Source organism: Nitratireductor sp. GISD-1A_MAKvit (assembly GCF_040819555.1).
Lineage (GTDB): Bacteria > Pseudomonadota > Alphaproteobacteria > Rhizobiales > Rhizobiaceae > Nitratireductor.
On the sequence record NZ_CP161920.1, the window covers coordinates 3,702,626 to 3,728,041 of the forward strand.

General features: G+C 60.6%; 19 protein-coding genes and 5 pseudogenes. 8 read left to right on the top strand and 16 right to left on the bottom strand.

All coding sequences use genetic code 11. The features are described from left to right. Nucleotides 1-2: 2 nt before the first annotated feature. Nucleotides 3-2,652: pseudogene (gene mutS, locus AB2N04_RS19050) on the bottom strand (DNA mismatch repair protein MutS). Nucleotides 2,653-2,878: 226 nt separating this feature from the next. Between mutS and AB2N04_RS19055 the strand changes: the two are divergent. After that, nucleotides 2,879-5,164, top strand: coding sequence for an NADP-dependent malic enzyme (locus AB2N04_RS19055; protein ID WP_367716300.1), 2,286 nt, complete (start codon nucleotides 2,879-2,881; stop codon nucleotides 5,162-5,164). Between the two features lie 87 nt (nucleotides 5,165-5,251). On the opposite strand, the gene AB2N04_RS19060 is transcribed toward AB2N04_RS19055, so the two are convergent. From AB2N04_RS19060 to sppA, 11 genes and pseudogenes are all read right to left on the bottom strand, one after another. Beyond that, nucleotides 5,252-6,067, bottom strand: coding sequence for an ImmA/IrrE family metallo-endopeptidase (locus tag AB2N04_RS19060; protein WP_367716302.1), 816 nt, complete (start codon nucleotides 6,065-6,067; stop codon nucleotides 5,252-5,254). Next, nucleotides 6,039-6,386, bottom strand: a complete 348-nt coding sequence (locus AB2N04_RS19065; protein WP_367716304.1) for a helix-turn-helix domain-containing protein — start codon at nucleotides 6,384-6,386, stop codon at nucleotides 6,039-6,041. The genes AB2N04_RS19060 and AB2N04_RS19065 overlap by 29 nt, the downstream gene beginning before the upstream one ends. Nucleotides 6,387-6,943: 557 nt before the next feature. Beyond that, nucleotides 6,944-7,819 (bottom strand): GNAT family N-acetyltransferase, encoded by an 876-nt coding sequence (locus AB2N04_RS19070; RefSeq protein ID WP_367716306.1) that lies wholly within the window; start codon nucleotides 7,817-7,819, stop codon nucleotides 6,944-6,946. Nucleotides 7,820-8,430: 611 nt separating this feature from the next. Continuing rightward, nucleotides 8,431-10,614 (bottom strand): ATP-binding protein, encoded by a 2,184-nt coding sequence (locus AB2N04_RS19075; RefSeq protein ID WP_367716307.1) that lies wholly within the window; start codon nucleotides 10,612-10,614, stop codon nucleotides 8,431-8,433. Nucleotides 10,615-10,779: 165 nt separating this feature from the next. Beyond that, nucleotides 10,780-11,787, bottom strand: coding sequence for an MDR family oxidoreductase (locus tag AB2N04_RS19080; protein WP_367716308.1), 1,008 nt, complete (start codon nucleotides 11,785-11,787; stop codon nucleotides 10,780-10,782). A gap of 62 nt (nucleotides 11,788-11,849) precedes the next feature. Then, entirely contained in the window at nucleotides 11,850-12,347 is a 498-nt protein-coding gene (gene lspA, locus AB2N04_RS19085) for a signal peptidase II (RefSeq protein WP_367716309.1), read from the bottom strand. Further along, nucleotides 12,344-13,204, bottom strand: coding sequence for a TrmH family RNA methyltransferase (locus AB2N04_RS19090; RefSeq protein ID WP_367716311.1), 861 nt, complete (start codon nucleotides 13,202-13,204; stop codon nucleotides 12,344-12,346). The genes lspA and AB2N04_RS19090 overlap by 4 nt, the downstream gene beginning before the upstream one ends. Continuing rightward, nucleotides 13,201-14,230, bottom strand: a pseudogene (locus AB2N04_RS19095) (class I SAM-dependent methyltransferase). Before AB2N04_RS19095 ends, AB2N04_RS19090 begins: the two are co-directional and overlap by 4 nt. Before the next feature lie 97 nt (nucleotides 14,231-14,327). Next, the gene (locus AB2N04_RS19100; protein WP_367716312.1) at nucleotides 14,328-14,657 is read right to left on the bottom strand and encodes a lipopolysaccharide assembly protein LapA domain-containing protein; all 330 of its coding nucleotides are present in this window, start codon (nucleotides 14,655-14,657) and stop codon (nucleotides 14,328-14,330) included. 36 nt (nucleotides 14,658-14,693) lie between these two features. Beyond that, complete coding sequence (locus AB2N04_RS19105) at nucleotides 14,694-14,984, bottom strand: integration host factor subunit beta (RefSeq protein ID WP_367716313.1); 291 nt, start codon at nucleotides 14,982-14,984, stop codon at nucleotides 14,694-14,696. 75 nt (nucleotides 14,985-15,059) lie between these two features. After that, nucleotides 15,060-16,022 carry a signal peptide peptidase SppA gene (sppA, locus tag AB2N04_RS19110; protein ID WP_367716314.1) on the bottom strand — a complete coding sequence of 321 codons (963 nt, stop codon included), beginning with the start codon at nucleotides 16,020-16,022 and terminating at the stop codon, nucleotides 15,060-15,062. A 367-nt stretch (nucleotides 16,023-16,389) separates the two neighbouring features. Between sppA and lptC the strand changes: the two genes are divergently transcribed. From lptC to ptsN, 6 genes and pseudogenes are all read left to right on the top strand, one after another. Beyond that, on the top strand, nucleotides 16,390-17,091 hold the full coding sequence (gene lptC, locus AB2N04_RS19115) for an LPS export ABC transporter periplasmic protein LptC (protein WP_367716315.1): 702 nt from the start codon (nucleotides 16,390-16,392) through the stop codon (nucleotides 17,089-17,091). 33 nt (nucleotides 17,092-17,124) lie between these two features. Then, nucleotides 17,125-17,682 (top strand): LptA/OstA family protein, encoded by a 558-nt coding sequence (locus AB2N04_RS19120; RefSeq protein ID WP_367716317.1) that lies wholly within the window; start codon nucleotides 17,125-17,127, stop codon nucleotides 17,680-17,682. 99 nt (nucleotides 17,683-17,781) lie between these two features. Next, nucleotides 17,782-18,493: pseudogene (gene lptB, locus AB2N04_RS19125) on the top strand (LPS export ABC transporter ATP-binding protein). A gap of 113 nt (nucleotides 18,494-18,606) precedes the next feature. Further along, on the top strand, nucleotides 18,607-20,112 hold the full coding sequence (gene rpoN, locus AB2N04_RS19130; protein ID WP_367716318.1) for an RNA polymerase factor sigma-54: 1,506 nt from the start codon (nucleotides 18,607-18,609) through the stop codon (nucleotides 20,110-20,112). A gap of 211 nt (nucleotides 20,113-20,323) precedes the next feature. Continuing rightward, nucleotides 20,324-20,896, top strand: coding sequence for a ribosome-associated translation inhibitor RaiA (gene raiA, locus AB2N04_RS19135; RefSeq protein WP_367716319.1), 573 nt, complete (start codon nucleotides 20,324-20,326; stop codon nucleotides 20,894-20,896). Nucleotides 20,897-20,966: 70 nt separating this feature from the next. Continuing rightward, on the top strand, nucleotides 20,967-21,431 hold the full coding sequence (gene ptsN, locus AB2N04_RS19140; protein WP_367716320.1) for a PTS IIA-like nitrogen regulatory protein PtsN: 465 nt from the start codon (nucleotides 20,967-20,969) through the stop codon (nucleotides 21,429-21,431). Nucleotides 21,432-21,657: 226 nt separating this feature from the next. On the opposite strand, the gene AB2N04_RS19145 is transcribed toward ptsN, so the two are convergent. Both AB2N04_RS19145 and AB2N04_RS19150 read right to left on the bottom strand, forming a co-directional pair. After that, a complete protein-coding gene (locus AB2N04_RS19145; RefSeq protein WP_367716321.1) occupies nucleotides 21,658-21,915 on the bottom strand; it encodes a DUF1150 family protein in 258 nt (85 codons plus the stop codon). Between the two features lie 108 nt (nucleotides 21,916-22,023). Then, complete coding sequence (locus AB2N04_RS19150; RefSeq protein ID WP_367716323.1) at nucleotides 22,024-22,449, bottom strand: Hsp20 family protein; 426 nt, start codon at nucleotides 22,447-22,449, stop codon at nucleotides 22,024-22,026. Nucleotides 22,450-22,564: 115 nt separating this feature from the next. Between AB2N04_RS19150 and AB2N04_RS19155 the strand changes: the two are divergent. Next, nucleotides 22,565-23,507, top strand: a pseudogene (locus tag AB2N04_RS19155) (nucleoside hydrolase). 25 nt (nucleotides 23,508-23,532) lie between these two features. Here AB2N04_RS19155 and AB2N04_RS19160 read toward each other — a convergent pair. Both AB2N04_RS19160 and AB2N04_RS19165 read right to left on the bottom strand, forming a co-directional pair. Further along, nucleotides 23,533-24,429, bottom strand: coding sequence for a ribokinase (locus AB2N04_RS19160; protein ID WP_367716324.1), 897 nt, complete (start codon nucleotides 24,427-24,429; stop codon nucleotides 23,533-23,535). A gap of 73 nt (nucleotides 24,430-24,502) precedes the next feature. Beyond that, nucleotides 24,503-25,397, bottom strand: a pseudogene (locus AB2N04_RS19165) (methylated-DNA--[protein]-cysteine S-methyltransferase). Between the last annotated feature and the right edge of the window lie 19 nt (nucleotides 25,398-25,416).

Here is a 25,416-nt window from a genome sequence, read left to right on the forward strand (position 1 = left end):
GCCTATTTCTCCGCCGCAAGCTGCTTCAGACGATAAAGCGTCTCCAGCGCCTCGCGCGGCGTCAGATCATCGGGGTTGATCGCCAGCAGTTCCTCGCCGACGCGATCAGTCGTCTGCGGCGCTTTCGCATCCTGCTTCGCCGCCACCGAGAAGAGCGGCAAATCGTCGATCAGCTTCGAGGCCTTGCCGGAGGTCTCGCCCTCTTCGAGCTGCTGAAGCACTTCGCGCGCCCGCTCCACCACCGCATGCGGCAGGCCGGCAAGGCGCGCCACCTGCACACCATAGGAACGGTCGGCCGCGCCGCGCCCCACCTCGTGCAGGAACACCACATCGCCCTCGAATTCCTTCACCCGCATGGTGACGTTGGACAAGCGCCCGAGTTTTTCGGAAAGCGCAGTCATCTCGTGGAAATGAGTGGCGAAGAGCGCGCGGCAGCGGTTTTGTTCATGCAGATATTCCACCGCTGCCCAGGCGATGGAGAGGCCGTCGAAAGTGGCCGTTCCCCGGCCGATCTCATCGAGGATCACCAGTGCGCGCGGGCCCGCCTGATTGAGGATCGCCGCCGTCTCCACCATCTCGACCATGAAGGTCGAGCGGCCCCGCGCCAGATCGTCGGATGCGCCAACCCGACTGAAGAGCCTGTCTACCACGCCGATGCGGGCAACGGATGCGGGCACGAAGGAGCCCATCTGCGCCATCACCGCTATCAGCGCGTTCTGGCGCAAGAAGGTCGATTTACCGCCCATATTCGGGCCGGTCAGAAGCCAGATCGCACCTGCCTGTTCCTTGTCAGTGGGCGAGAGATCGCAATCATTGGCGACGAAGGGTTCGGCCAGTTGTTTGCGCAGCGCCTGCTCGACCACCGGATGCCGTCCACCCTCGATATGGAAGTCGAGACTGTCATCCACCTGCGGGCGGCAGTAGTTTTCCGCCTCTGCCAATTCGGCAAGTGCGGCCGAAACGTCGAGCACCGCCAGCGCATCGGCGGCAGCGCGAATACGGTCGGCAGAAGAAACGGCTTCCGACAGCAGTTGATCGAATACACCAAGCTCGATCTGCAGGGCGCGGTCGGCGGCATTGGCGATTTTCGTTTCCAGTTCCGCCAGCTCTGTCGTGGTGAAGCGCATGGCGTTGGCCATGGTCTGGCGATGCATGAAGCGCGCCTTCGCCTCGTCCGTGCCGGTCATCACGCCGGCATTGTTGGCCGTGACCTCGATATAGTAACCAAGCACATTGTTGTGCCGGATCTTGAGCGACTTGACGCCCGTCTCCTCGGCAAGCTGCCGCTCCATTTCGGCGATCACCCGGCGCGACTGGTCGCGCAGCGCGCGCATTTCATCGAGCTCTTCATTGTAGCCGGCGCGGATGAAGCCGCCATCGCGCTTCAAGAGCGGCAGTTCATCGGCGAGCGCCCGCGAAAGATGCGCCGCAAACTCGATGGGCAGGCCCGCAATGCCAGAAAGCGCCCCGGAAATTTCTGAAGGCGCTTCCTTGCCCTGAAGCAATTCAGCCACGCCATGCGCCGCCTCAAAGCCGGAGGCAAGCGCGCCCAGATCGCGCGGGCCGCCACGGTTGAGCGCCAGACGCGAGAGCGCGCGGGCAATGTCCGGCACACCTTTCAACAGCCGGCGCATATCCTCACGCAGGCCCGGCTCGCCAAGAAAGAACGACACCGCATCGAGCCGCGCGCCAATCGCCTCCGGATCGGTGAGCGGCGACATGAGCCGTTCGAAGAGAAGCCGGCTGCCCGCGCCCGTCACCGTGCGGTCGATGGCCTTGGCAAGGCTGCCATCGCGGCTGCCCGAAAGCGTGCGGCCAAGCTCCAGATTGGCGCGGGTGGCCGGATCGATGAAGAGGCTCGCGCCCTCGTCGTCCCGCTCGGGACGGCCAAGCGGCGGGCGTTCAGCCTTCTGCGTCTTCTCCACATAGGCGACCGCGCCGGAGATGGCCGAAAGCTCGGCACGCGAATAGCGGCCAAAGCCTTCCAGCGTTGCCACGCCATAAAAGCGTGTCAGGCGCATTTCGGCAGAAGCAGAATCGAACAGGTTGGCCGGCTGCGGATTGGCCACCCGGCCCAGCACATCGAAGGTCGGGCGGAAGGCTTCGTCATAATAGACGGCCTCGGGCACGATCAGCTCACGCGGATCGATGCGCAGCACATCGGCCAGTAGCCTGTCGGGGCCGCGTGGGTGCGACGCGAAACGCGCCGGTGGAAATGTCGATCCAGGCAAGCGCAAGGCTCTCATCCCCGCCCTTTACCCGGCCAAGCGCCATCAGGTAGTTGGCCTCGGATGGATCGAGCAGCTTTTCCTCGGTGATGGTGCCGGGCGTGACCAGCCGGATCACGTCGCGCCGCACCACGGATTTCGAGCCGCGCTTCTTGGCCTCCGCCGGGTCTTCCATCTGCTCGCAGACGGCGACGCGATGGCCAAGGCCGATCAGCTTCTGCAGATAATCGTCAGCGGCGTGCACCGGAACGCCGCACATGGGAATGTCGTCGCCCTGGTGCTTGCCGCGCTTGGTGAGCGTGATGCCCAGCGCCCGACTTGCCACTTCCGCATCATCGAAGAACAGCTCGTAGAAATCGCCCATCCGATAGAACAGGAGCGAATCGGGATTGGCCATCTTGATTTCGATATATTGCGCCATCATGGGCGTTGCCCCGGCGGCGGCCTGCATTGCCTTTTGGCGCATCGGCGTTTCGTCGTTCAAGGAGGGCTCCCCCGGCCTTTGTATTGGCTTTGTACTGGCTTCAAATCAATAGCTTCAATCTGCTTGGCCATTTACTGGGCAAAAGTGTAGCCTTATGCACCCGTCACTGGCAAAACTCCACAGAAAGCACAAGCCAGAGCCCGTCTTCCGGAGGAAACAAGCCGACATGCCCAACGATAAAAAGTCTGAACGTCAGGGACCGTCCGTCAGCCCGCAGGAAGCGCTGGACTTCCACGCCACCGGCAGACCCGGCAAGCTGGAAATCAACCCCACCAAGCCGATGGCCACCCAGCGCGACCTGTCGCTCGCCTATTCTCCAGGCGTGGCCGTACCCGTTCAGGCCATTGCCGAAGACCCGAGCCGCGCCTTCGACTACACGACGCGCGGCAACATGGTGGCCGTCATTTCCAACGGCACGGCGATCCTCGGCCTTGGCAATCTGGGCGCGCTTGCCTCAAAGCCGGTGATGGAGGGCAAATCCGTGCTCTTCAAGCGTTTCGCCGATGTGGATTCCATCGATCTCGAAGTCGACACCGAAGACGCCGACGCCTTCGTCAACTGCGTCAAGCTGCTCGGCCCCTCCTTCGGCGGCATCAATCTGGAAGACATCAAGGCGCCCGAGTGCTTCATCATCGAAAGCCGGCTGCGCGAGTTGATGGACATTCCCGTCTTTCATGACGACCAGCACGGCACGGCGATCATCGCACTTGCCGGCCTCATCAACGCGCTGCACCTCACCGACCGCGACATCAAGACGACAAAGCTTGTCTGCAATGGCGCGGGGGCTGCCGGCATTGCCTGTATCGAGCTTGCCAAATCGCTTGGCCTTGCGCCGGAAAACGTCTTCCTCTGCGACACGAAGGGCGTGGTCTACAAGGGCCGCGAGGAAGGCATGAACCAGTGGAAATCCGCCCATGCCGTCGAGACCGACAAGCGCACGCTTGCCGAAGCGCTGGACGGGGCGGATGTGTTCTTCGGCCTGTCGGCCAAGGGTGCGCTGACGCCGGCCATGGTGCAGTCCATGGCGAAAAACCCGATCATATTCGCCATGGCCAATCCCGACCCGGAGATCACGCCGGAGGAAGTGGCCGAAATCCGCACCGACGCCATCATGGCGACGGGCCGCTCGGACTATCCCAACCAGGTGAACAACGTCCTCGGCTTCCCCTATATCTTCCGTGGCGCGCTCGATGTGCGCGCGACCACCATCAACGACGCGATGAAGGTGGCCGCCGCAGAGGCGCTGGCCGAGCTTGCCCGCAAGGACGTGCCGGACGACGTGGCCGCCGCCTATCAGGGCAACCGCCCCAAATACGGCCCCAACTACATCATTCCCGTGCCGTTCGATCCGCGTCTCATCTCGGCGGTGCCGGTGGCTGTTGCAAAGGCGGCGATGGATTCGGGTGTTGCCCGCCGCCCCATCCTCGACATGCGCAAATATGAAAACGAGCTTTCGGCCCGCCGCGATCCGCTCGCCTCCACACTCCAGCGCATCTACGACCGGGTGCGCCGCCAGCCCAAGCGCGTGGTCTTCGCCGAGGGCGAGGAAGAGCAGGTGATGCGCGCCGCCGCCTCTTATGTGAACCAGAAGCTCGGCACGGCCATTCTCGTCGGCCGCGAGGAGCAGATCCGCGAGACGGCGCGGCAGGCGGGTGTCGATCTTTCCAAATCCGGCATCGAGATCATCAATGCGCGGCTTTCGCGCCGCAACAGCATCTATGCCGACCATCTCTATGAACGCCTGCAGCGCAAGGGCTATCTCTTCCGCGATGCGCAGCGCCTCATCAACAACGACCGCAACCATTTCGCCGCCACCATGGTGGCGCTGGGCGATGCGGATGCGATGGTGAGCGGCGTAACGCGCAACTATTCCACCGTGCTCGACGATGTGCGCCGCGTGATCGACGCGCGCCCCGGCCACCGGGTGATCGGCGTCACGCTGGCGCTGTGCCGCGGGCGCACCGTGCTCGTCGCCGACACGGCGGTGCACGACATGCCCAATTCCGAGGAGCTGGCCGACATTGCCGAGGAAGCCGCCGGGCAGGCCCGTCGCATGGGCTATGAGCCGCGCGTGGCGATGCTCGCCTATTCCACCTTCGGCCACCCGCCGGGCGAGCGCTCCGAGCGTGTGCAGGAGGCGGTGAAAATCCTCGACAAGCGCCGGGTCGATTTCGAATATGATGGCGAGATGGCCGCCGATGTGGCGCTGAACCCGGACCTGATGCAGCAATATCCCTTCTGCCGCCTGTCGGGCCCGGCCAACGTCCTCGTCATGCCCGCCTTCCACTCCGCCTCCATCTCCACCAAGATGCTGCAGGAACTGGGCGGCTCCACCGTCATCGGCCCGCTTCTGGTGGGGCTGAACAAGTCGGTTCAGGTGGTTTCGCTGAATGCGAAGGATTCCGATATCGTGAACATGGCGGCGATTGCGGCTTATAATGCCGGGGGGTGAGTTCAAGGGAGGAAGCGCGATGGGGTGAAGTGACCCCGATATCTATACTAACCTCTGCGGCGATCCGAATGCAGCAATTCTCATGTGCTACTGTGGCGCCGCCGATCGCTCTGAACACATTTCGCTTTGGTCGAAATCTAGGTATGTATATATATAATCCCCTACAGTTGCGACGTAGCTTGTCTCATGACATCCTGAATTAGGATGCCAAACGCCGCCATCTACGGAAGTACAACTTCGCCGTCCTGTTACAGATAGACTTGTGACTACACTTCGGGATGGAACCTCATCACCCTGCCGAAAGAAAACTCCCTCTTTGTAGGCCTTTTCGCTAGCTCTCCCTTGGGTGAAAAAACCATCGCGACTGATCACGAAACCGACCCTTCTGTTGCTCAGCCCCACCCAACGATAAGCTGCTGCGGCACGCGAGACTCCTTGTCTCTCTGCTAATTCTACAACTACCTCATGAGAGAATATACGCTCGGAGTCAAATTTCCGAATTATATCCGGCGGCATCAAAAGATGGGCTGCGAAATCGTTGGCTTCTTTTTCTAAGATTTCATCTTGGAAATCATTCAAGTCCTCAAAAGAGCACTGAAAGTCTTGTCTTTTATACCTATGCCCAATGAAGTGACCGATTTCATGCGCCAGCGTGAAATTCCGCCGAGGCGCGTAGGGTATGCCCTTGTTGATACCGATGACCCACTTCCGCGCATTTCCTTCCCGTGCCATCAGGCCTTCAAATGCATCAAACTCATCATACTTTATTTCACAGCTATCTCCGGAAGAAGCTGGCAAGACAACTTCATTGAATACACTTTCCAGATCAATTTTATCCCCTCCCGGCCCGTACTTTCTCCACAGCGTTATGATTCTATTTGCTTCCTTTAGCAGCTTCGCCATCGGTACCCGCGTCTGAAATTTTAAAAAGCTTATCCAAATCAGCTTGTGTGAGATTACGATTTCTGGCCCCTCTGGCTAGTGCAATCTCTACATGTCTTCCTGTTGGCATCTCAACCGAATCATCTATCAGAAACTCGGCTGCAATGTCCAAGACGTTTGCAATCTTTAAGAGCAATTCCCCTGACGGCTTCGCTGGCTTTTTGTTTTCCAACTGCCAGACATACGCTTTCCGTGACCCAATTTTCTCCGCTAGCTGATCGAGTGTGAGCCCTAGTTCGAGACGGCGCTTGCGAAGTTTTTCCCCAAATTCAACAGACATAGCTGCCTCCGATTTTCGCCCTTGACAGTATCACGACCGCTATACTAAAACCAGTATCACAGTCGTGATACTTTGCGATTGTGGTGAATACCCGCCTAATTTCAAACAATGAAAAAAGGAAGCCGCTAAATGGCTAGTTACTACGTGAATCAAAACGCCCAGTTGAATGGCGATCATGAGGTCCATAAAGCAGGTTGCACTTTCATGCCTCAGGAAGCGAACCGTCTTTATCTCGGAGAGTATGACTCTTGCCCTCCCGCGGTGCGGAAAGCCCAACAGTATTACAGCCAGACCAACGGCTGTTACTACTGCTCGCCTCTTTGCCACACCACCTAAAGGAAGCATTATGGCTACCAATCCCCCAAAAGGAGACGGGCGGCGTTTTGGCGCTGTTCGCGATCGCTCCCAGATCTATAACCCTAAAACACAGACTTGGACCAAAAGGGATGCCGACACCGGTAGGTTCATGGATGGCAAGAAAGACGGCACCCCTTTCAAGGGTGTCCGTAGAGAAAAGTGAAAGTACAGGAGTGGGGAATCACTTAGCTCCCCACTCCTCAAGCAGCAAAGCGCTGCGCTTCTGCCCCGTAGTAATTGATATACCGGTCCGAGATCGCCTCCACCGGCAGCACGACGAACACATCCGTGGTGCCGAAATCATGGTCGATCACGCAGCCATCGCCAAAGCGGGCGCCGAGGCGGAGATAGCCTTTGACGAGCGGCGGCATGGCGGCGAGTGCCGAGCGGGTCTGGATCGCCTCCTTCGGCATCAGGTCGAGCGGGGCATAGCGGCTGGCGACGGCGCGCACATGCCATTCCGCCTCCACCTGGCAAAAATGCCCGAGGAAGGACAGCGCCTCCGCATGGGCGGCCGGCACCACGCCGGGGAAGGAGGCGCAGCCCATCATCACGTCGATGCGCTTCCTGCGGCAATAGGCCCAGATGCCCTGCCACAGAAGCTCGATCGTGCGCTTGGTGCGGTAGGGCGGCAGAACGCAGGAGCGGCCAAGCTCCAGAAAGCGGCGGCCCTGATGGCGGGCCATCAGCGTTTCAATGGCGAATTCGTCTGCGGAATAGAACTTTCCCGCCCGGCGCGCGCCCTCGGGCGTCAAAAGCCGGTAGGTGCCGACAATGCGGTCCACATCCTCGCCCGGAAGCGTGGTGTCCAGCACCAGAAGGTGGTCGCACACGGCATCAAACGCATCCGCGTCGCGGTTGGCACTAAAGGTGCCCAGCGGCGCCTTTGCGCCCAGCTCTTGATAGAAAACCTGAAAACGGATCGTCTGGGCGGCAGCAATCTCCTGCTCGTCGCGTGCAAGGCGCACTTCAAGTGCTCCGATGCGGCCCAGCAACGCGTCATCGGCAGCGCTGGCCAACGGCGGCCTTGCGGCCTGATCATCAAGAGGCGTCCGGTTCAGCGTGATGCCCTGCATTGCTGTTGCTCCTCCGCTTGGCGTTGAAGCTGAAATAGTGATCGCTTGCGACAGAACTATGACACTACCGTCTCACGGGGGTAGGCGGCAAGCGGATGTTGGGGCGCGGGCATCACCCCTGCTCCATCGGCAGCGCCTTCTGCGAAACCCGGCCCTGCTTCTCAGTGGATCCCGGGTCAGGCCCGGGATGAAGCGGTGCTTGGAGGGCGAAGGCCGACACAGCCCTCATCCTGAGCGTGTCGAAGGGCGAGGGCGGCAGGGAGTGCAGCGGCGGTGGCGAGGGGCGTGCATGCTTTACCCGCGCCCTTCGCCCTTCGACACGCTCAGGAAGCTCAGGATGAGGGTGAAGGCACGGCAATGCCGCATTCGCAACCCGCCCCATCGAACCGCTCATTCCGCACCTGGGTCTGTCCCCTCACCGGAGGTGAATAACGAAGCCACCTCTCCCCTTCGTCATCCTCGGGCTTGGCCCGAGGATCCATGCCGGTCGGCCAGAACCCGCCACACCGGTCACGGAATGGATCCCCGGGTCAAGCCCGGGGATGACGAGCGGGTGCTGGGAGAAAGAGGCCGTCACAGCGGGCACCGGGCCGGTGTCCCCCACCCTCTTCTCAGGCCGTGATCTGCATTTCCAGCGCGGCCAGAAGCTCGTCCGGGTCGAGCGGTTTGGTGACAAAGCCATTGGCACCGTGAGCGAGCACGCCGCTGCGCGTCTCCTCCTGCCCGTCGGCGGTGAGAACGAGGATGGGCAGCGGCGCCAGCCCGGTTTCTTCCTCGTGTCGGCGGATGGCGTTGATGGCGTCGAGCCCGTCCATCACCGGCATGTGCAGATCCATCAGCACCGCATCAAAGCGTGTACCCGGCGCATTCACCGCCTCCACCGCCTCGCGTCCGTTGGAAACGAGCCTGACACGGTGCCCTGCGCGCGCCAGTGCGGCGCGGGCCAGCATGGCATTGATCTCGTTGTCCTCGGCCACGAGTATGCTGAGCCCGTTTTTCTGTGGGTGTGAATTCTCTGAAGTCTGCGGTGCCTCCGCCTGCGGCCCCGGCCAGGCGGGCGCGCGCCTGTTGCCCGGCAGCAGGCGCAGGAGCGTTTTGCTGCGCACGGGGCGGGCGAGAAAAGCGGCATAACCACTGGCACGAAATGCCGCCAGGCGCCCGCGCTCGGATGGTGTGATGAGCGTCAGCGCGCGGCCGCTCCCCACGCCCAGCTGATGCAGACGGGTGATCAGCGCGCCATCGTCGCTCTCCAGAGAGGCATCCACCAGCAATGTGTTGAAAGGTTTGCCGCCTTCCTCCACAAGGCGTGCCGCGTCCTCCGCACTGGCGGCAATGGCGGCGCGCCCGCCATGAACGCGCACGGTCATCGCAATCGCCTCTGCCTCCTGCGCGAAGGGCGAGAGGATGACCGCGTTGATCCCTTCCAGCACCGGTTCGATGCGACCCGCATCTTCCACCGCTTCGTCCAGCGGCAGAAGCACGGCAAACTCCGACCCCTCGCCCGGCGTGCTCGCGACGCTGATCGCGCCGTTCATGGCGTCGACTATTCGCTTGGTGATGGCAAGGCCGAGCCCCGCCCCGCCATGGCGGCGGGTGGAACTTCCGTCGACCTGCTCAAAATCCTTGAAAATGCGGTTGATGTCGTCCTGCTCGAGCCCGGGTCCGGAATCAGAAACGGAGATCCGCAATGCCGGCGCGCCGTTTTTTTCGTCCCGAGAGACCGCGACCATCACCCCGCCCTCATCGGTGAACTTCAGTGCGTTCCCAAGCAGGTTGATCAACACCTGGCGCAGACGACCCGGATCCGCCGTGATGGTTTCGGGCACATCCGGCGCGATGTAGCAGCCGAGACCGATGTTCTTTGCAAAGGCGCGGGCAGACAGCAGTTCGACCACGTTTTCCACGAGCTCGTTGACCGCGATCGCCTGCGGTTCCAGCTCCAGCCGCCCCGCCTCGATCTTTGAATAATCGAGCAGGTCTTCGATCAGCGCCACCAGTGCGCTGGCCGAGGTGGAAACCGCACCCACATAGGTGCGCTGCTCGGGCGTCAGTTCCGTGTCGGCTAGAAGCGTCGCCATCCCCATAATGCCGTTCATCGGGGTGCGGATTTCATGGCTCACCGTGGCAAGGAAGCTCGATTTGGCGCGGCTTGCCTGTTCGGCACGCTCGCGCGCGTTGATCAGCGCCGTCTCGGCCCGCTTGCGGGCGGTGATGTCACGCGCAATGGCCCGGTGCGAGACCGAATCGGCGCTGTCGTCGCGCACCGAATGCTCGATCCACGAATACCAGCGCACACCACCGCGTGTGTGGATCGCCACATCCGTGGAACTCAGGCATTCGCCATCGGTGAAGGCGGCATCCGGCACGAGGCCGATATCGATCCCGAGCTGGCTCAGCGTGCGACCCACCAGTGATGAAGGGTCGCGACCCAGAAGATCGGCGAAAACGCGGTTCACATAGACGATACGGCCGCTGCGGTCGCGGTGGACGATCAGGTCGCCCAGCGCATCCACCAGCCCGTGAAAGCGCTCCTCGCTTTCACGCAGCTCCCACATGCGGTCGGCCAGTTCTTCCAGCTCGCCCCGATTGACCGCCTCGGACTCGGCCAGTGCCGACGCAATGCGTCGATCCGCCAGAGAGGCTCGGAAGGCAACCGCAAGAGCCGCGCAGCCAAGCGCCAGCAGTGTCATGCCGATCAGCGGTGAGGCTCCCGTCAAATGGCTGAGCCCGGCAATCATGAAGATCGCAAGACCAACGCCCACCTCACCGCGGTGGGACTGAACCGGAAGCCGCATCGGGGCAAGCGCCGGCGGCCTTATGCGAATCCGCTTGCGCGAGGGGCCGCTTCTGAGAGAGCGCCTTTGCCACGCCATTGTCGCCCGAGTGTTTCCCCGCAATTGTCATGGCGCAAACAATACGCGGTCGAGAATTACGGAAGTTTTTGACGAGCCGTTCGAATTTTAGTGATTGTCTTTACCGGGCATCTCGACAACAACGCGCCCACGCACCTTTCCCTGAAGGACATCGCTTGCAACCGCGATCACTTCACTGAAAGGCACGGTACTCGCTATCGCGCCCAGCTTCTTGTGGTCGAGCTCTTTGGCAATGCGCTGCCAGGCCTCCATGCGCAGTTCCTTCGGCGCCATGACCGAATCAACGCCAAGCAGCGAAACACCGCGCAGGATGAATGGCGCCACACTGGCCGGCAGGTCCATGCCCTGCGCCAGCCCGCAGGCCGCGACCGCGCCGCCATAGGAGGTCATGGAAAGCACATTGGCGAGCGTGTGGCTGCCCACCGCGTCGATACCGCCGGCCCAGCGTTCCTTGCTGAGCGGACGGGCGGGACCGGAAAGCTCCTCCCGGTCGATAATTTCCGCCGCACCCAGCTCCTTCAGATAATCTGCCTCGGATGCGCGTCCTGTGGAAGCGATCACGTGATGCCCCTTCCCGGCCAGAAGCGCGATGGCGACCGAGCCAACACCGCCGGCAGCCCCCGTCACCACCACCGGCCCGCGTTCCGGCGTGATGCCGTGGCGCTCCAGCGCCATCACACAGAGCATGGCTGTGTAACCGGCAGTGCCCACCGCCATCGCATCCTTCGCGCTCATTCCGTCCGGCAGCGGCACCAGCCAGTCGCCGTTGACCCGCGCACGTTCAGCATAGGCACCGTAATGCGTTTCGCCCACGCCCCAGCCATTGAGGATGACCTTATCGCCCTCTTTCCAGTCGGCATGGGCGGATTTCACAACCGTGCCGGCGAAGTCGATGCCCGGCACGAGCGGAAAGCGCCGCACCACGGGCGCCTTTCCGGTGATGGCGAGCCCGTCCTTGTAGTTGACGGTGGTTGCCTTCACGGCGACGGTGACATCGCCTTCCATCAGATCGTCCTCGGAAAGCTCCGTCCAGTCCACGGACTGCTTCCCGTCCTCATCGCGCGAGATCAAAACCGCTTGAAACGTGTCCGCCATCACTCACTCCGGCTGGTTGCGCTTGTCGAGATGTCAGACTTTGCGGCGCGGTGCGCGCAAGGTCAATCCGCGCGCGTCTCGCCGCCCGAACGCCCCCGGCGCCAGTCGAGAAACTCTTCAAGGATCACAAGCCCCGCTCCAACCGTGATGAAGACATCCGCAAGATTGAAAATTGCAAACGACCAGACCGGTGTATGGAAATAGATGTAATCGGTAACAAAACCATTGCTCAGCCGGTCGATCAGATTGCCGAACGCTCCCCCCAGGATGAGAGCAAATCCAAGCCGGGCCCAGATTTGTGCAGCTCCCGTGCGCAGCGCGAGATAGCCGATGAACACGATCACGCCCGCCATCACAAGGCTGAGCGCAAGATCGCTCGAGCCGGAGAACATTGAGAAGGCAATTCCGGTGTTGCGCGAATGCAGAAGTGAGAGGAACGGCACAAGATCGATCCGCTCATGCAGCGGCATCATGGTCTCGACCAGTTCCTTCACCCCCTGATCTGCGACCGTGAAGAGCACGATCAGCACAGCGTAAAACACGATGGCGCGCGTGCTCATGCTCTGTCCCTCTCTTCAAGCGGCAGCGCCGCGCGCCGGATTTCATAGAGCATCACGCCCGTTGCCACAGCGAGGTTGAGCGAATCCGCACGCCCGGCCTGTGGAATGCGAACCAGCGTATCGCAGCTTTCGGCAAGCTGGTCCGGCAGGCCCTGTTGCTCATTGCCCATCAGAAGCAGGACTGGCGCATTGTTGTAATCGACGGTGCGATAATCGACCGAGCCTTTAAGATGCGTGCCAACGACCCGTCCGGAAAACCCCTTCCGCCAGGCGAGAAACGCCTCCTCACTTGCACGCACGACTGGCACGGCAAATATGGATCCCATCGTGGCCCGGACCGTCTCGAAGGAAAACGGGTCGGTGCAGTCGCCCACGAGAATAACCCCCTTCGCGCCCACGGCATCCACAGTGCGCAGAACCGTGCCGAGATTGCCGGGATCGCGCACCCGGTCGAGCGCCACCCAGACGTCGCCCTCGGCCGGGTTAACCGTTTCGAGCTTCACGGTTTTCTGCTCGAAGACACCCACCACCATCTGCGGATTGTCGCGTTTGGTGACGGCAGACATCACCTTCTCGCTGACGATCAGCACCAGACCACCGGCTGCAACGGTGCGGGCGGCCAGCCGCTCTACTGCCTCATTGCCGCGCCCCGCCTTGGCATAGAGCAGCGTGCGGATCGTCCAGCCGGCGTCGAACGCGTCTCTCACCAGTTTCTGCCCCTCGGCGATGAAGGCGTGTTCGCGGTCGCGATACTTCTTCTGCGCCAGCGCGCGAATATCCTTGATGATGGGATTGGTGAGGCTGGTGACTTCCTTCACCTGACCCGGCCTGCGCCGCTCGTATTCATGTCCGCTCATGATGCCACCCAGCGCGAAAACAGCGAGGTGGACAGCGCGCGGCCTGCCGACTTCTCGCGGATGATGAGTTCTCCCGATTCCACCCGGCCACCATCGCCGGCAAATGTGTCACGCATCAGGGCGTGGATGGCGAAGAAGGAAGCGCGAATGGAATAGGCCGTCAGCACCACCGCCAGCGGCTTCGGAGTCAGGATCGAGCGGCAGAGATCGGCCAGATAGGGCAGATCCTCGAACAGCTGCCACACTTCGCCCTTCGGCCCACGCCCATAGGCCGGAGGGTCGAACAGCACAATGTCATAGGCATTGCCGCGCCGCGCCTCGCGCTCGGCAAATTTTACGGCGTCCTCACAGATCCAGCGGATCGGCCTGTCGCCAAGGCCGGCCATTTCCTGATTTTCGCGCGCCCAGCCAATGGCTTTTTTGGACGCATCCACATGGGTCACTTCCGCGCCGGCCCCGGGCCGCAACCAGCGAGGCAAGCCCCGTATAACCGAAAAGGTTCAGCACTTTCACCGGGCGGCGCGCCTCGCGCACCAGCGTTTCCATGTGCAACCAGTGGGTTGCCTGCTCGGGAAACACACCCACATGGCGAAACGAGGTGAAGCGGCCCAGATAGTCGATCCCGTCATGGCGCATCGGCCAGGTCTCCCCCAGCGGCTCTTTAGGGAAACGCCAGCGTCCCATGCCTTCTTCGTCCGTATCGCCGGTAAAGATGGCATCCGCCCTGTTCCATTCCGACGGGCCAAGCGCGGGTTGCCAGATCGCCTGCCCTTCCGGTCGCACGATACGGTAGGGCCCATATTGCTCGAGTTTCTGCCCGCCGCCGGAATCGATCAGCGTATAGTCTTCATTGGGCAGCACTTCGAGAATGACCGGCAGGTGCTCACCCGGCAGTTCACCGCTGCGCCTTGGCGGCGCCGGACGAGCGCTCGACGCGGCGTGCCGCTGCGGCTTCTCGCTCGGAGCTGTCTGTTTCTTTGAATTTCGCCGGTCATCGTTCCGGCGTTTGGCACGCGCAGGCTTCAATCGGGTCTCCGGCTATAGGCGACTGTTTCCGCGCTTCTGCCACAGCCACGCAGCGCAGGCAACAAAGCGTCAGCGGCGCATTGTCCGACAGGCCTTCTCAGGAAGCGGAATGCTTTATCTGCGGCGTGTTTCCGGTGGTGGCAGACGGCGTGGTCTGACGCAGCCTGTCGACTTCTTTTCTGCGGGCACGCGCGTCACGGCGGTAGCGCCCCTGCCGCAACCAGGTCGCAATGCTGCCGACGACCATTCCTAAACCGATGGCAAGGAAAAGATAGACGAACAGCGGCCACTGGATCGTCAGGGCAGGGTTGCCCGGATTAAAGGGGTCGATGGTGAATGGCACCAGGGCACGGTTGGCCACGGCAAGCGCGATTATGACGACAGCCAGCGGCACGAGAATTAGAACGAGAATAATACGGTTGGCCATTTCAACCCACTGTTTCCAGGGAAAATCGGAGCGAACTCAGAGATCCTTCTCGGCATTCAGACGCTCACGCAGTTCCTTTCCGGTCTTGAAGAAAGGAACCCACTTCTCCTCAACCTCCACGGATTCGCCCGTGCGTGGGTTGCGGCCGGTGCGCGCCGGGCGGTTTTTCACCGAAAACGCGCCGAAACCTCTCAGCTCCACACGGTTCCCTTCCGCAAGCGCCTCGGAGATCTCATCGAAGATCGCATTGACGATGTTTTCCACGTCACGCAGGTAGAGATGCGGGTTGCGATTGGCAATCGTCTGAACGAGCTCAGATTTTATCATGAATTCTTTTCCGCCGCTGAGTTGCTCTGCTGTCGCCCTGCCGTTTCCGACACGAAGATGATTTTGCTTGATTTTTTAGTCAGACAACCTGTTGGTTTCAGGTTGCCAGACTGACAGCAGACCGTCAAGGAAGATGCGCTCGGCACCAAGCTCTCGCAGAATGTCTGCTCCGTTCGCAGGGACCCCAAGGAAGCGAGATGCGATTTCCGGAATAAACATCGAACTGGCGGTTTCGCGCTTTTTCCATTCGACGATCTCCAGCTTCTCGTCGAGCCCCTTGGAGACGAGCCAGGCCTTGGCCTCGCGCTCGCCGCCCAACGCGTCCACCAGCTTGATATCGAGCGCCTGCCGCCCGGTAAAAACCGACCCGTCGGCGACCTTCAGAACCTCCTCGCGCGACAGTGGACGACGATCGGTAACCAGCCCGACAAACCAGTCGTAACTATCCAGAATCATGGAGCGAATCATTTGGCGGGCTTCATCGCTCGTTGGCTTGAAGGGCGATGGCTCGGCCTTGAGGGGTGAAGATTTGATCTCTTCCAGCTTCACGCCCAGCTTGTCCATGAGACCGCTGACATCGGGATATTGAAACAGGACCCCGATGGAGCCAACGATGGAGGACTGCCGCGCAACAATGTGGTCCGTTGCGCTGGCAATCATGTACCCTGCGGAGGCAGCCAGCGTACCGACCTGAGCCGTCACCGGTTTGGCTTCGGCCAAAAGCCGCACCTCTTCGTAGATCGCCTCGCCGCCGGCCGTCGTGCCACCGGGCGAGTCGATCGTTAGGATCACACCCTTGACCGAGTCCGTCTGCCGAATGCGCTCCAGGCGTTCCAGTAACTCTTCGTCTTCGAAGATCGTGCCATCAATTCTCACCTGCGCGATGTGATCAGAAGAGCGGCCTGCCGCATCACCCATGATCTGTCTCGTGGCAACTGCGATTGCCAGGACGATCACGGCAAAGGCGACGATGCGCCAGAATGTGAGCTTGCGCCTCAGTCGCCTCCGGTCGATCAGTTCATCCGCTCGAGTGGACATGACAGCCTCGCTTTCACCGAATATTACGGTCGGAACCAAGCGCCTTTTAGGGCAAAGCCCGGGCTGGAACCACCGTCTTTGTACAACTTTCTTGCTTGCCTAAAGATGTGAACTGCAAAAGCCAACAAACTTGCCACTGAATCGTTATCGTTAATCGAAAAATAGCCATATTGGGTTGAAATCTGATACAAAGGGTGAGTTGAGAAGCCGGGGTTTGCCACGATGCCATCTTGGCTGTCGGTCAACGTCGGTGTTCAAACGACATGCGGATCGTCCACCACCAAACGGATCGCGATCGGCCGTCTCCGGAAGGGGCTACGCGCAGGCGACTGATTGGCTTGCGGCGGAACATACGGAAAACGCGGAAATGAGCAGTTCAGTCAAAAGCACCGCCGACGCGGCCAACAGCGGACGCGGAGGTGCCATTCGCAACAGCGAGCGCGGCGCGGAGGCCTTTGCCCTTGCCTCACGTCATTCCCGCCGCGTACGTCTGCTCAAACGGATCCTCCCTGCGCTGGCGATTGCCATTACCGTTCTGTTCGCCGGATATTCCTATGTCTTCACTGGTGGCGGGGGTGCGATTGACCTTGCCAGCGCATCCATCGAGGGCGGCTCGCTTGTCATGTCCAGTCCCGAGCTGAACGGCTTTACCAATGATGACCGCCCTTACAAGATGACTGCGGAACGCGCGCGCCAGAAACTGGGCGGAGAAGATGTGATCGAGCTTGAAGGCATTCGCGCCCACGTGCCGGTCGACGCCGACAATTTTGCCACGATCCAGGCCAGCGAAGGCATTTACGATCGCGACAACAATCGGCTGGACATCACCAGCAGGATTTCGCTGCGCACTACCTCGGGCATCACGGCGACGCTGGACTCTGCCGAGATAGACATTGAGAAAAGCAGCCTGGCTTCCTCCAACCCGGTGGAGATCGAGCTTGACGGCACGAAGATCGCCGCCGATTCCTTCGCGGCCCGGGATGGCGGGAAGGTGTTTGTATTCGATAAACGCGTTCGCGTTACAATAGACCCGTCTCAGATCCGCGAAACCGCCGACGCGCGCAACTGACACCACGACTTTACAGGCAACGGAAGGAACACCATGCGCTTCAGACCCAATTCGCGGCTCTCATTGGGCATGCTCTTTCTCGTAGGGCTCACGGCTTCCGCTCTCGCGCAGGACGCCCAAAGCCGCCTGACCGGGCTCCAGCTTTCGGGCGATCAGCCAATTCAGATCGAAAGTGAGCGTCTCGAAGTGCGCGAAGAAGACAATGTTGCGGTCTTTTCCGGCAATGTTTCGGTTGTTCAGGGCCAGACCCTGCTCAAGGCTGGACGCATGATGGTCTACTATCTCAAGGACGGTGGATCGGCCGCCACCGGCAGCGCCAACATCGACCGTCTCGAAGTGGACGGCAACGTGTACGTGAAATCCGACAAGCAGGTTGCCACCGGCGACAGAGCGACCTTCGACATGAAATCGGAAGTGCTGGTTCTTTCCGGAAAGGAAGTGGTTCTTTCGGAAGGCGACAACGTTATTGTCGGCTGTCGGCTAACCGTGCAGATGAAGAATGGCCAGGCCAAGCTTGACGGCTGCGATGGCGGCGGTTCGGATGGTCGCGTAAAGATGCTCCTCACTCCCGGCTCCCAGAACAGGCAGTAATCAGCGTTGATTTCCAAGTTGCGTAAAAAGCGGGCAGCAAAAGAACCCGCTGCGGAAAACCCTGCCAGCGGCAAGCTTCCCGACTACAAGGGAACACTCATTGCACGCGGTTTGACCAAGGCCTACAAGGGCCGTCAGGTCGTGAGTGGCGTTTCCATCGGCGTTCGCGCCGGCGAGGGCCGTCGGCCTTCTGGGGCCCAACGGCGCCGGCAAGACCACCTGCTTCTACATGGTGACCGGCCTCGTTCCCGTGGATCAGGGCACTATCCATATCGACGGACACGACGTCACGGGAATGCCCATGTACCGCCGCGCGCGGCTGGGCATCGGCTACCTGCCACAGGAAGCTTCGATCTTTCGAGGGCTCACCGTCGAGCAGAACATCCGCGCGATTCTTGAAGTCGTGGAAAAAAGCCGCAAGGAACGCGACAGGAACCTCGACGCCCTGCTCGAGGAATTCAACATAACGCACCTTCGCAAATCGCCATCCGTGGCACTTTCGGGTGGCGAGCGGCGCCGGCTGGAGATCGCCCGGGCCCTGGCCAGCCGACCCAATTTCATGCTTCTGGACGAGCCGTTCGCCGGCATCGACCCCATTGCCGTTACAGATATCCAGCAACTCGTGCGTCATCTCACGGCCCGGGGCATCGGCGTTCTGATCACGGATCATAATGTGCGTGAAACGCTGGGCCTGATCGATCGCGCTTACATAATCCATGCAGGGCAGGTTCTGACCCACGGACGACCCGACGAGATTGTTGGCAATGCCGATGTCCGCAGGCTTTATCTCGGAGAGAGCTTTTCTCTGTGAACGCCTGGATTTCACGGCGCCATTTGGATTGACGCTTGACAAGCAAGACTCGGGCCAATTGAATTCCGTGCCGCTCTGGATCGCTTTCCAGGCGCTTGGGAGTGTTCGATTTCATGGTGCTCGCGCCAAAACTACATTTGCGTCAGACACAGTCTCTCGTCATGACGCCACAGCTTCTGCAGTCCATCAAACTGCTGCAGATGACGCATGTGGAGCTCGAACATTTTCTTGATGCCGAGATTGAACGCAACCCGCTTCTTGAGCGCGAGGAAGAGACCTCCGGCTCCCCTTCGGAGGACTGGAAAAACACAGAGGCACAGCGGGAAAACACGGCCGAAACGATTTCGGGCCGGCTGGATTCCTCGCTTGAAAACCTGTTTCCCGACGATCCGGGAACCCACGAACGCATCAGCTCCGATCTGTCGGCGCAATGGAAATCGGCAAGCGGAAACGGCCTTGAAACAGCCGGCGGGAGTGCGTTTGATCTCGAAAACACCACCGCTGCCGCTCACACACTGCGCGATCATGTAAACCAACAGATCGCGCTGGCTTTCAGCGAGCCCGCACATCGGCTCATCGCGCACGAACTGACAGACGGGTTGGATGAGGTCGGTTATCTTTCCATCGACTGCTCGGAAATGGCGGATCGCATTGGCGCCGACAAGGCAACTGTGGAAACGGTGCTGGCCACCTGCCAGACATTTGATCCACCGGGCGTTTTCGCACGCGACCTGGCTGAATGTCTTTCGCTGCAACTCATCGCACTGGATCGATACGATCCGGCCATGCAGGTGATGGTGAAGAACCTTGGCCTGCTGGCAAAACGGGATTTTCGAACCCTGGAACGCCTGTGCGGCGTGGACACCGAAGATCTTGCCGACATGCTATCAGAGATCCGCGCCCTCGATCCCAAACCCGGCATGGCGTTTTCGGGGGGCACGGCCGATCCGGTTGTGCCTGATGTCGTTGTCCGTGAGGGGGCAGATGGCGGATGGCTGGTGGAGCTCAACCCCGAGACCCTGCCTCGTGTTCTTGTAAACGAGACCTATTTTACCGAGGTTTCGGGGCAGACCCGAGAAGAAGAACGCGCCTTCCTGAACGAATGCCTTCAAAGCGCAAACTGGCTCGCGCGCAGTCTCGACCAGCGCGCGAAGACCATCCTAAAGGTGGCTTCGGAGATCGTGCTGCAACAGGACGCATTTTTCCTGCATGGTGTCAGTCGGCTCCGCCCACTCAACCTGCGAGCCGTCGCCGAAGCAATCGGCATGCATGAATCCACCGTGAGCCGCGTCACGGTGAACAAGTACATGATGACCCCGCGCGGTACATTCGAGCTGCGCTACTTTTTCACATCGGCCCTCGCCTCGGCCACCGGCGGAGACGCGCATTCGTCGGAGTCCGTGCGCGAGCGCATCAAGAGCCTCATCGATGCAGAGGAGCCCGGCGCCGTTTTGTCGGACGACGCACTTGTGGATGTCCTGAAAAAGGAGGGCATCGATATCGCGAGGCGTACGGTAGCCAAGTATCGGGAAGCGCTCAATATTCCCTCGTCGGTTCAACGCAGACGAGAAAAGAAGATGCTCGCGGCGGCCGGAACCGCGCAAAACGCTGGCGTTTGATTCAATTGACAAGGGCGGCTGAAGCGACTAGAAGCCCGCCCGCATGGACCGTCCAGCCCAGAGAGGCTGAATTTTATGTCCACAGCGCCAGCAACTGAAGAAGGAAACGCGGCCGACCCGAATTCACAATCCGCCGCGACACCTTGTACATGCAAGCCACACGTATAAACTCGATTCGTTCGATGTCTGATCAGGAAAGGTCTGGATTCAGATGAGCTTACGTATTTCCGGAAAACACATGGACATCGGCGAGGCGTTTCGCTCACGTATCGAGGGGCGGATCAGCGAGGCTGTCGATAAATATTTCGACGGCGGGTTTGCTGGTCGCGTGACGGTAGAAAAGTCGGGTTCTCGCTTTGCCGCTGATTGCATGATCCATCTCGACACCGGCATGGTGTTGCAGGGTACGGGTCAGGCACAGGAGCCTCAGGCCGCTTTCGATGCTGCGGCAGAGCGTGTTGAGAAACGGCTGCGTCGCTACAAGCGTCGGCTGAAGTCTCACAATAACGGCCATGTTGACCCGATGGACATAGCCTATCGTGTCATGGCACCTGTGGCAGATGAGGATGATGAGGTTCCGGAAGACTACGCGCCGACCGTGGTGGCAGAATCGAAGATGGCCCTGCAGACCATGTCTGTGGCTTCCGCTGTCATAGAACTCGACACCAAGGACAATCCTGTCTTCGTGTTCCGCAATGCAGGCAACAACGAAGTGAACATTGTCTACCGCCGGGCTGATGGCAACATCGGCTGGATCGACCCATCGGCAGTGGCAAGCGCATAGTTCCGTGCCAGCCTCAAGCGCCGGTCGTCATGTACGACCGGCGAACAGACAAAGCAGAGGATGCGTAGACATGGATCTGAGCGATCTGATCGACCAGAAGGCCGTGATACCGGCCCTGAAGGCCAATTCCAAAAAGCAGCTCCTTCAGCTCCTGGCAGAAAAGGCCGCCGGGGTTACCGGACTGCCGGAACGCGAGGTCTTCGACACGATTCTCCAGAGAGAGCGGCTGGGCTCCACCGGCGTCGGCAATGGAGTGGCCATTCCTCACGGAAAACTGCCTGGCATTGATCGGATCGTGGGTGTTTTCGCGCGACTTGAAGCTCCGGTTGATTTCGAAGCGATTGATGACCAGCCCGTCGACCTCGTCTTTCTGCTTCTCGCCCCGGAAGGAGCGGGCGCGGATCACCTTAAAGCCTTGTCCCGCATCGCGCGTGTTCTACGCGATGCAGAAACAACGGCCAAAATCCGCGGCACCAAAGACGCCGCTGCAATTCATAGCTTTTTATCCCAAACGCCCGCATCCAACGCTGCGTGAACGCCTGCGGCACCGGCAAGCGGCCCTCTCTGCTGGAGACGGCCGTTTTTCTGTGATGACGGCCTTGTGTCATCGGGCTGACGCCTCAAGCATTTGACACCCGGTTGCGTCGTTCCTGCGTTTCCGTGGAACGGTAGACCGCTCCAGAGAAGCCAGCATGCGCAACTGAGGGGGCGTGCCCGTAAAGCGCCAGGCTACACGGGCATCATGCCATCTCTCCGCTGTATCAATGGAGGCTGACGGTCTCCAGATCGTTCTGCATTGCGCCTGCAAGCGCTGCGTCGCGTGCATCCGCCAGGAGAATTGGCTGGCCATCGGCTCCAAAAAGCGCCCATAAGCGGGTGCCGGGTTTCATATCCGGCATGCCCGGAAACTTGCCCTGCAAATCCTCTGCAGTCATTTCACGCATATAGGCAACAGCGCCTTCACCTATATGGGCGAGCTGCTGCTGTGTTATCGCGACTTTACGTTCTTGCTCGAACATTTAAGCCTCCTTCATGCAGGCGCTTCTTATAAGAAACCAACCTGCTCAAGAGCCCAAGGTTCCGACCGGGTCAGCCCGACCGGGTTCCTCCCGAATGAGACCAGTGCTTCAGTCTTTCACGGAAATGTTTATTTTCTTTACCATCCGCTCAGGTTCCGGCCGGTCCAGATCAATGGACAGGAGACCGTTCTTGAGCTCGGCATTCAGAACCCGCATGCCTTCGGCTAGAACGAACATTCTCTGAAACTGGCGTGCGGCGATGCCGCGATGCAGATATTCCCGCTCACCTTCATCGTCCTGGCGTCCACGAATGATGAGCTGGTTCTCTTCCGTGGTAACATCCAGATCATCAGCACTGAAGCCCGCTACGGCAAGCGTTATGCGGAGAGTTACGCCCTCTCCATCAGCCGCGCGCACGCGCTCAATGTTGTAGGGTGGGTAACCATCGCCCGATTTCGCAATGCGTTCGAGCGTTTTCTCCATACTGTCGAATCCGAGCAGAAGCGGATTCGAAAAAGGCGTCATACGCGTCATTTCAAACAGTCCTCAAAGAGCGACGTGGATAGAGGAAAACCCGAATGGCATTTTCTTCTTCTCTACTGATATGGTCGCTCAAAACCCGCGTTTCAAGCATTTTTGGAGCAACTGGCTGATGGCAGCGCGCAAGATAATTATCGACACGGATCCGGGCCAGGACGATGCGCTGGCCATATTACTCGCCCTTGCGAGCCCCGAGCTCGAAGTGCTGGGGATCACTGCTGTAGCGGGCAATGTGCCGCTGGCGCTGACAGAAAAGAACGCACGAAAGATCTGCGAACTCGCCGGCAGGCCCGAGACGAGGGTCTTTGCCGGTGCCAGTCGCCCCCTTGTCCGGGACCTGGTGACTGCAGAGCATGTCCATGGCCGAACCGGGCTCGACGGGCCTGACCTGCCTGAACCGGAAATCCCCCTTCAGGAGGGACATGCCGTCGACTTCATCGTCGAACAGCTGATGTCACATGGCGAGGGCGAGATCACGCTTTGCCCGCTTGGTCCGCTCACCAACATCGCACTGGCGCTCAACCGCGAGCCACGCATCGCCGACCGTATCCGCGAGATCGTATTGATGGGTGGCGGTTTTTTCGAGGGCGGCAACGTCACGCCCACCGCGGAGTTCAACATTTACGTGGATCCCCACGCGGCAGATGTGGTGCTTCGCTCCGGCGTTCCCATTGTGATGATGCCGCTGGACGTGACTCACAAGGTGCTGACCACACGCACGCGCATTCAGGCCATACGGCATCTTGGAACGAGCGTGGGCACCGCCTGCGCCGAGCTCCTTGAATTTTTCGAACGATATGACGAGGAGAAATACGGAACGGATGGCGGCCCCGCTTCACGACCCATGCGTCATCGCCTACCTGCTCGATCCTGAGCTGTTCAAGGGGCGAACCTGCAACGTCACGGTGGAGACAGGTTCGGAGCTCACCTTGGGGATGACGGTGATCGACTGGTGGCAGGTTACCGATCGGGAGAAGAACGCCCTTGTCATGCGCGATGTAGACTCAGATGGATTCTTCACGCTCCTGACAGAACGGCTGGGACGTCTTTGAATGCCGCCGGCCTTTTGACGGCGCATTAAGAGGTCGCAGCTTCCACATCCCGGCGCAGCGGAATTGCCGGCTGGGCACCAGATTTGAGACAGGCGAGCGCGCCTGCCGCCGTCGCCTGGCGTAGCGCAGCTTCCAGTTCCAGCCCCTCGGCCAGTCCTGCCGCCAGATAACCGCAGAACGTGTCGCCGGCGCCGACCGTATCGACCGGCGTGATCTTCATCGACGGGCAGGTCACGAAACCATCCGGCATTGCCGCCCATGCGCCTTCACCGCCCAGCGTGACAATGACGATGCGGCCGGTCTTTGCCACAAAGGCCTCCATGCGCGCGCGCCGGTCTGCACCTTCAAGCCCCAGAGCATCGGCGTAGAGGTCGAATTCGGTTTCATTGGCGACCACGTAATCGGCATCGGCAAGAAGTGCGGCCGCCTCGGGCCGGTAGGGCGCGGTGTTCAACACGGAAATGGCGTTGGCCCGGCGCGCTTCTTCAAGGGCCGCACAGACTGTCTCGATAGGGATTTCGAGTTGAAGGAGCACGTGATTTCCAGCGGCAAGTGCAGCCTGGGCCACATGGCCGGGCAAGACGTCGGCATTCGCCCCCGGCACCACGGCAATCGTGTTCTCTCCGTCCCGGTCGACAAGAATATGCGCCGTTCCGGTGGCGCTTTCGGCCTTGTGCACGGCCGAGAGATCGACGCCTGCCTTATCCAGAAGCTCCAGTGCCTCGCCTGCGAACGGATCATTGCCAACCGCACCAACGATGCGGGTGGCGGCCCCTGCACGCCGCGCGGCCAGAGCCTGGTTCGCCCCCTTTCCGCCCGGCGCGGTGACGAATGTGTCGCCTGGCACCGTCTCGCCCGGTCGTGGAAGCCTGTGCACCGTGGCGATGAGGTCGAGATTGATGGAACCGATAATGACGATCAAGGCTTTGCTCCCGCGCTTAGTTCGCGCAGGAAACTAGAGCATTTTACCCGGTGAGGGAAAGGCTCGTGCGGGGTCAATTGCGCTGCTTTTCCTGCAAGAGCTGCCCCGCCTCCCAACCAAGAATGGCGCGTTTGCGCGTCAGGGCCCCAGTGGTAGCCCGTCAGCGCGCCGGACTTGCCGACCGCTCGATGGCACGGCACCACAAAGGAAACCGGATTTGCCCCCACCGCCGCACCGACGGCCCGCGAGGCGGTGGGTTTGCCGATGCGATCCGCAATGTCGGAATAGGCGCAGGCACGGCCCATCGGAATTTTCAGAAGCGCATCCCAGACCCGCACCTGGAAATCCGTACCGATCAACACAACACGCAGCGGTTCTTCCGCTCGCCAGCGCGCGGGATCGAACACGCGGGCCGCATAGGGAGCGGTGGCTGCCATATCCTCTTCAAACCGGGCATTTGGCCAGCGCGAAGTCATATCTTCGAGTGCCGCCCTCTCCTCGCCCGGATCGCAAAAGGCAAGCCCCGCCAGCCCGCGCTCCGTCGCCATGACAAGCGCCTGACCGAAAGGCGAGAGGTGAAAACCGTACCGCATGGTAAGCCCGGCACCCCGCGCCTTGTATTCACCGGGCGAGATCGCTTCATGCGTTACGAACAGGTCGTGCAGCCGCCCCGGCCCTGACATGCCAAGCTCCAGCGCCGCGTCCAGCAGCGGCATTCCCGCATCCAGAAGCCGACGTGCATGATCAAGCGTAACCGCCTGCAAAAATGCCTTGGGCGAAAGCCCGGCCCAGCGCGTGAACAGTTTCTGCAGACCATTCGGCGTATCGCCCACCTCCTGCGCCAGTTCCTCCAGCGAGGGTTGGTCCCGATAGTCGAGACTGATTTTCTCGATCACCCGTCGCACGACCTCGTAGTCGCTGCCCTGCGGGGTCACATCGCGTTGCAACAGGGCTGTCTGCATATTCATGGTCAAAAACTCCCGGCAC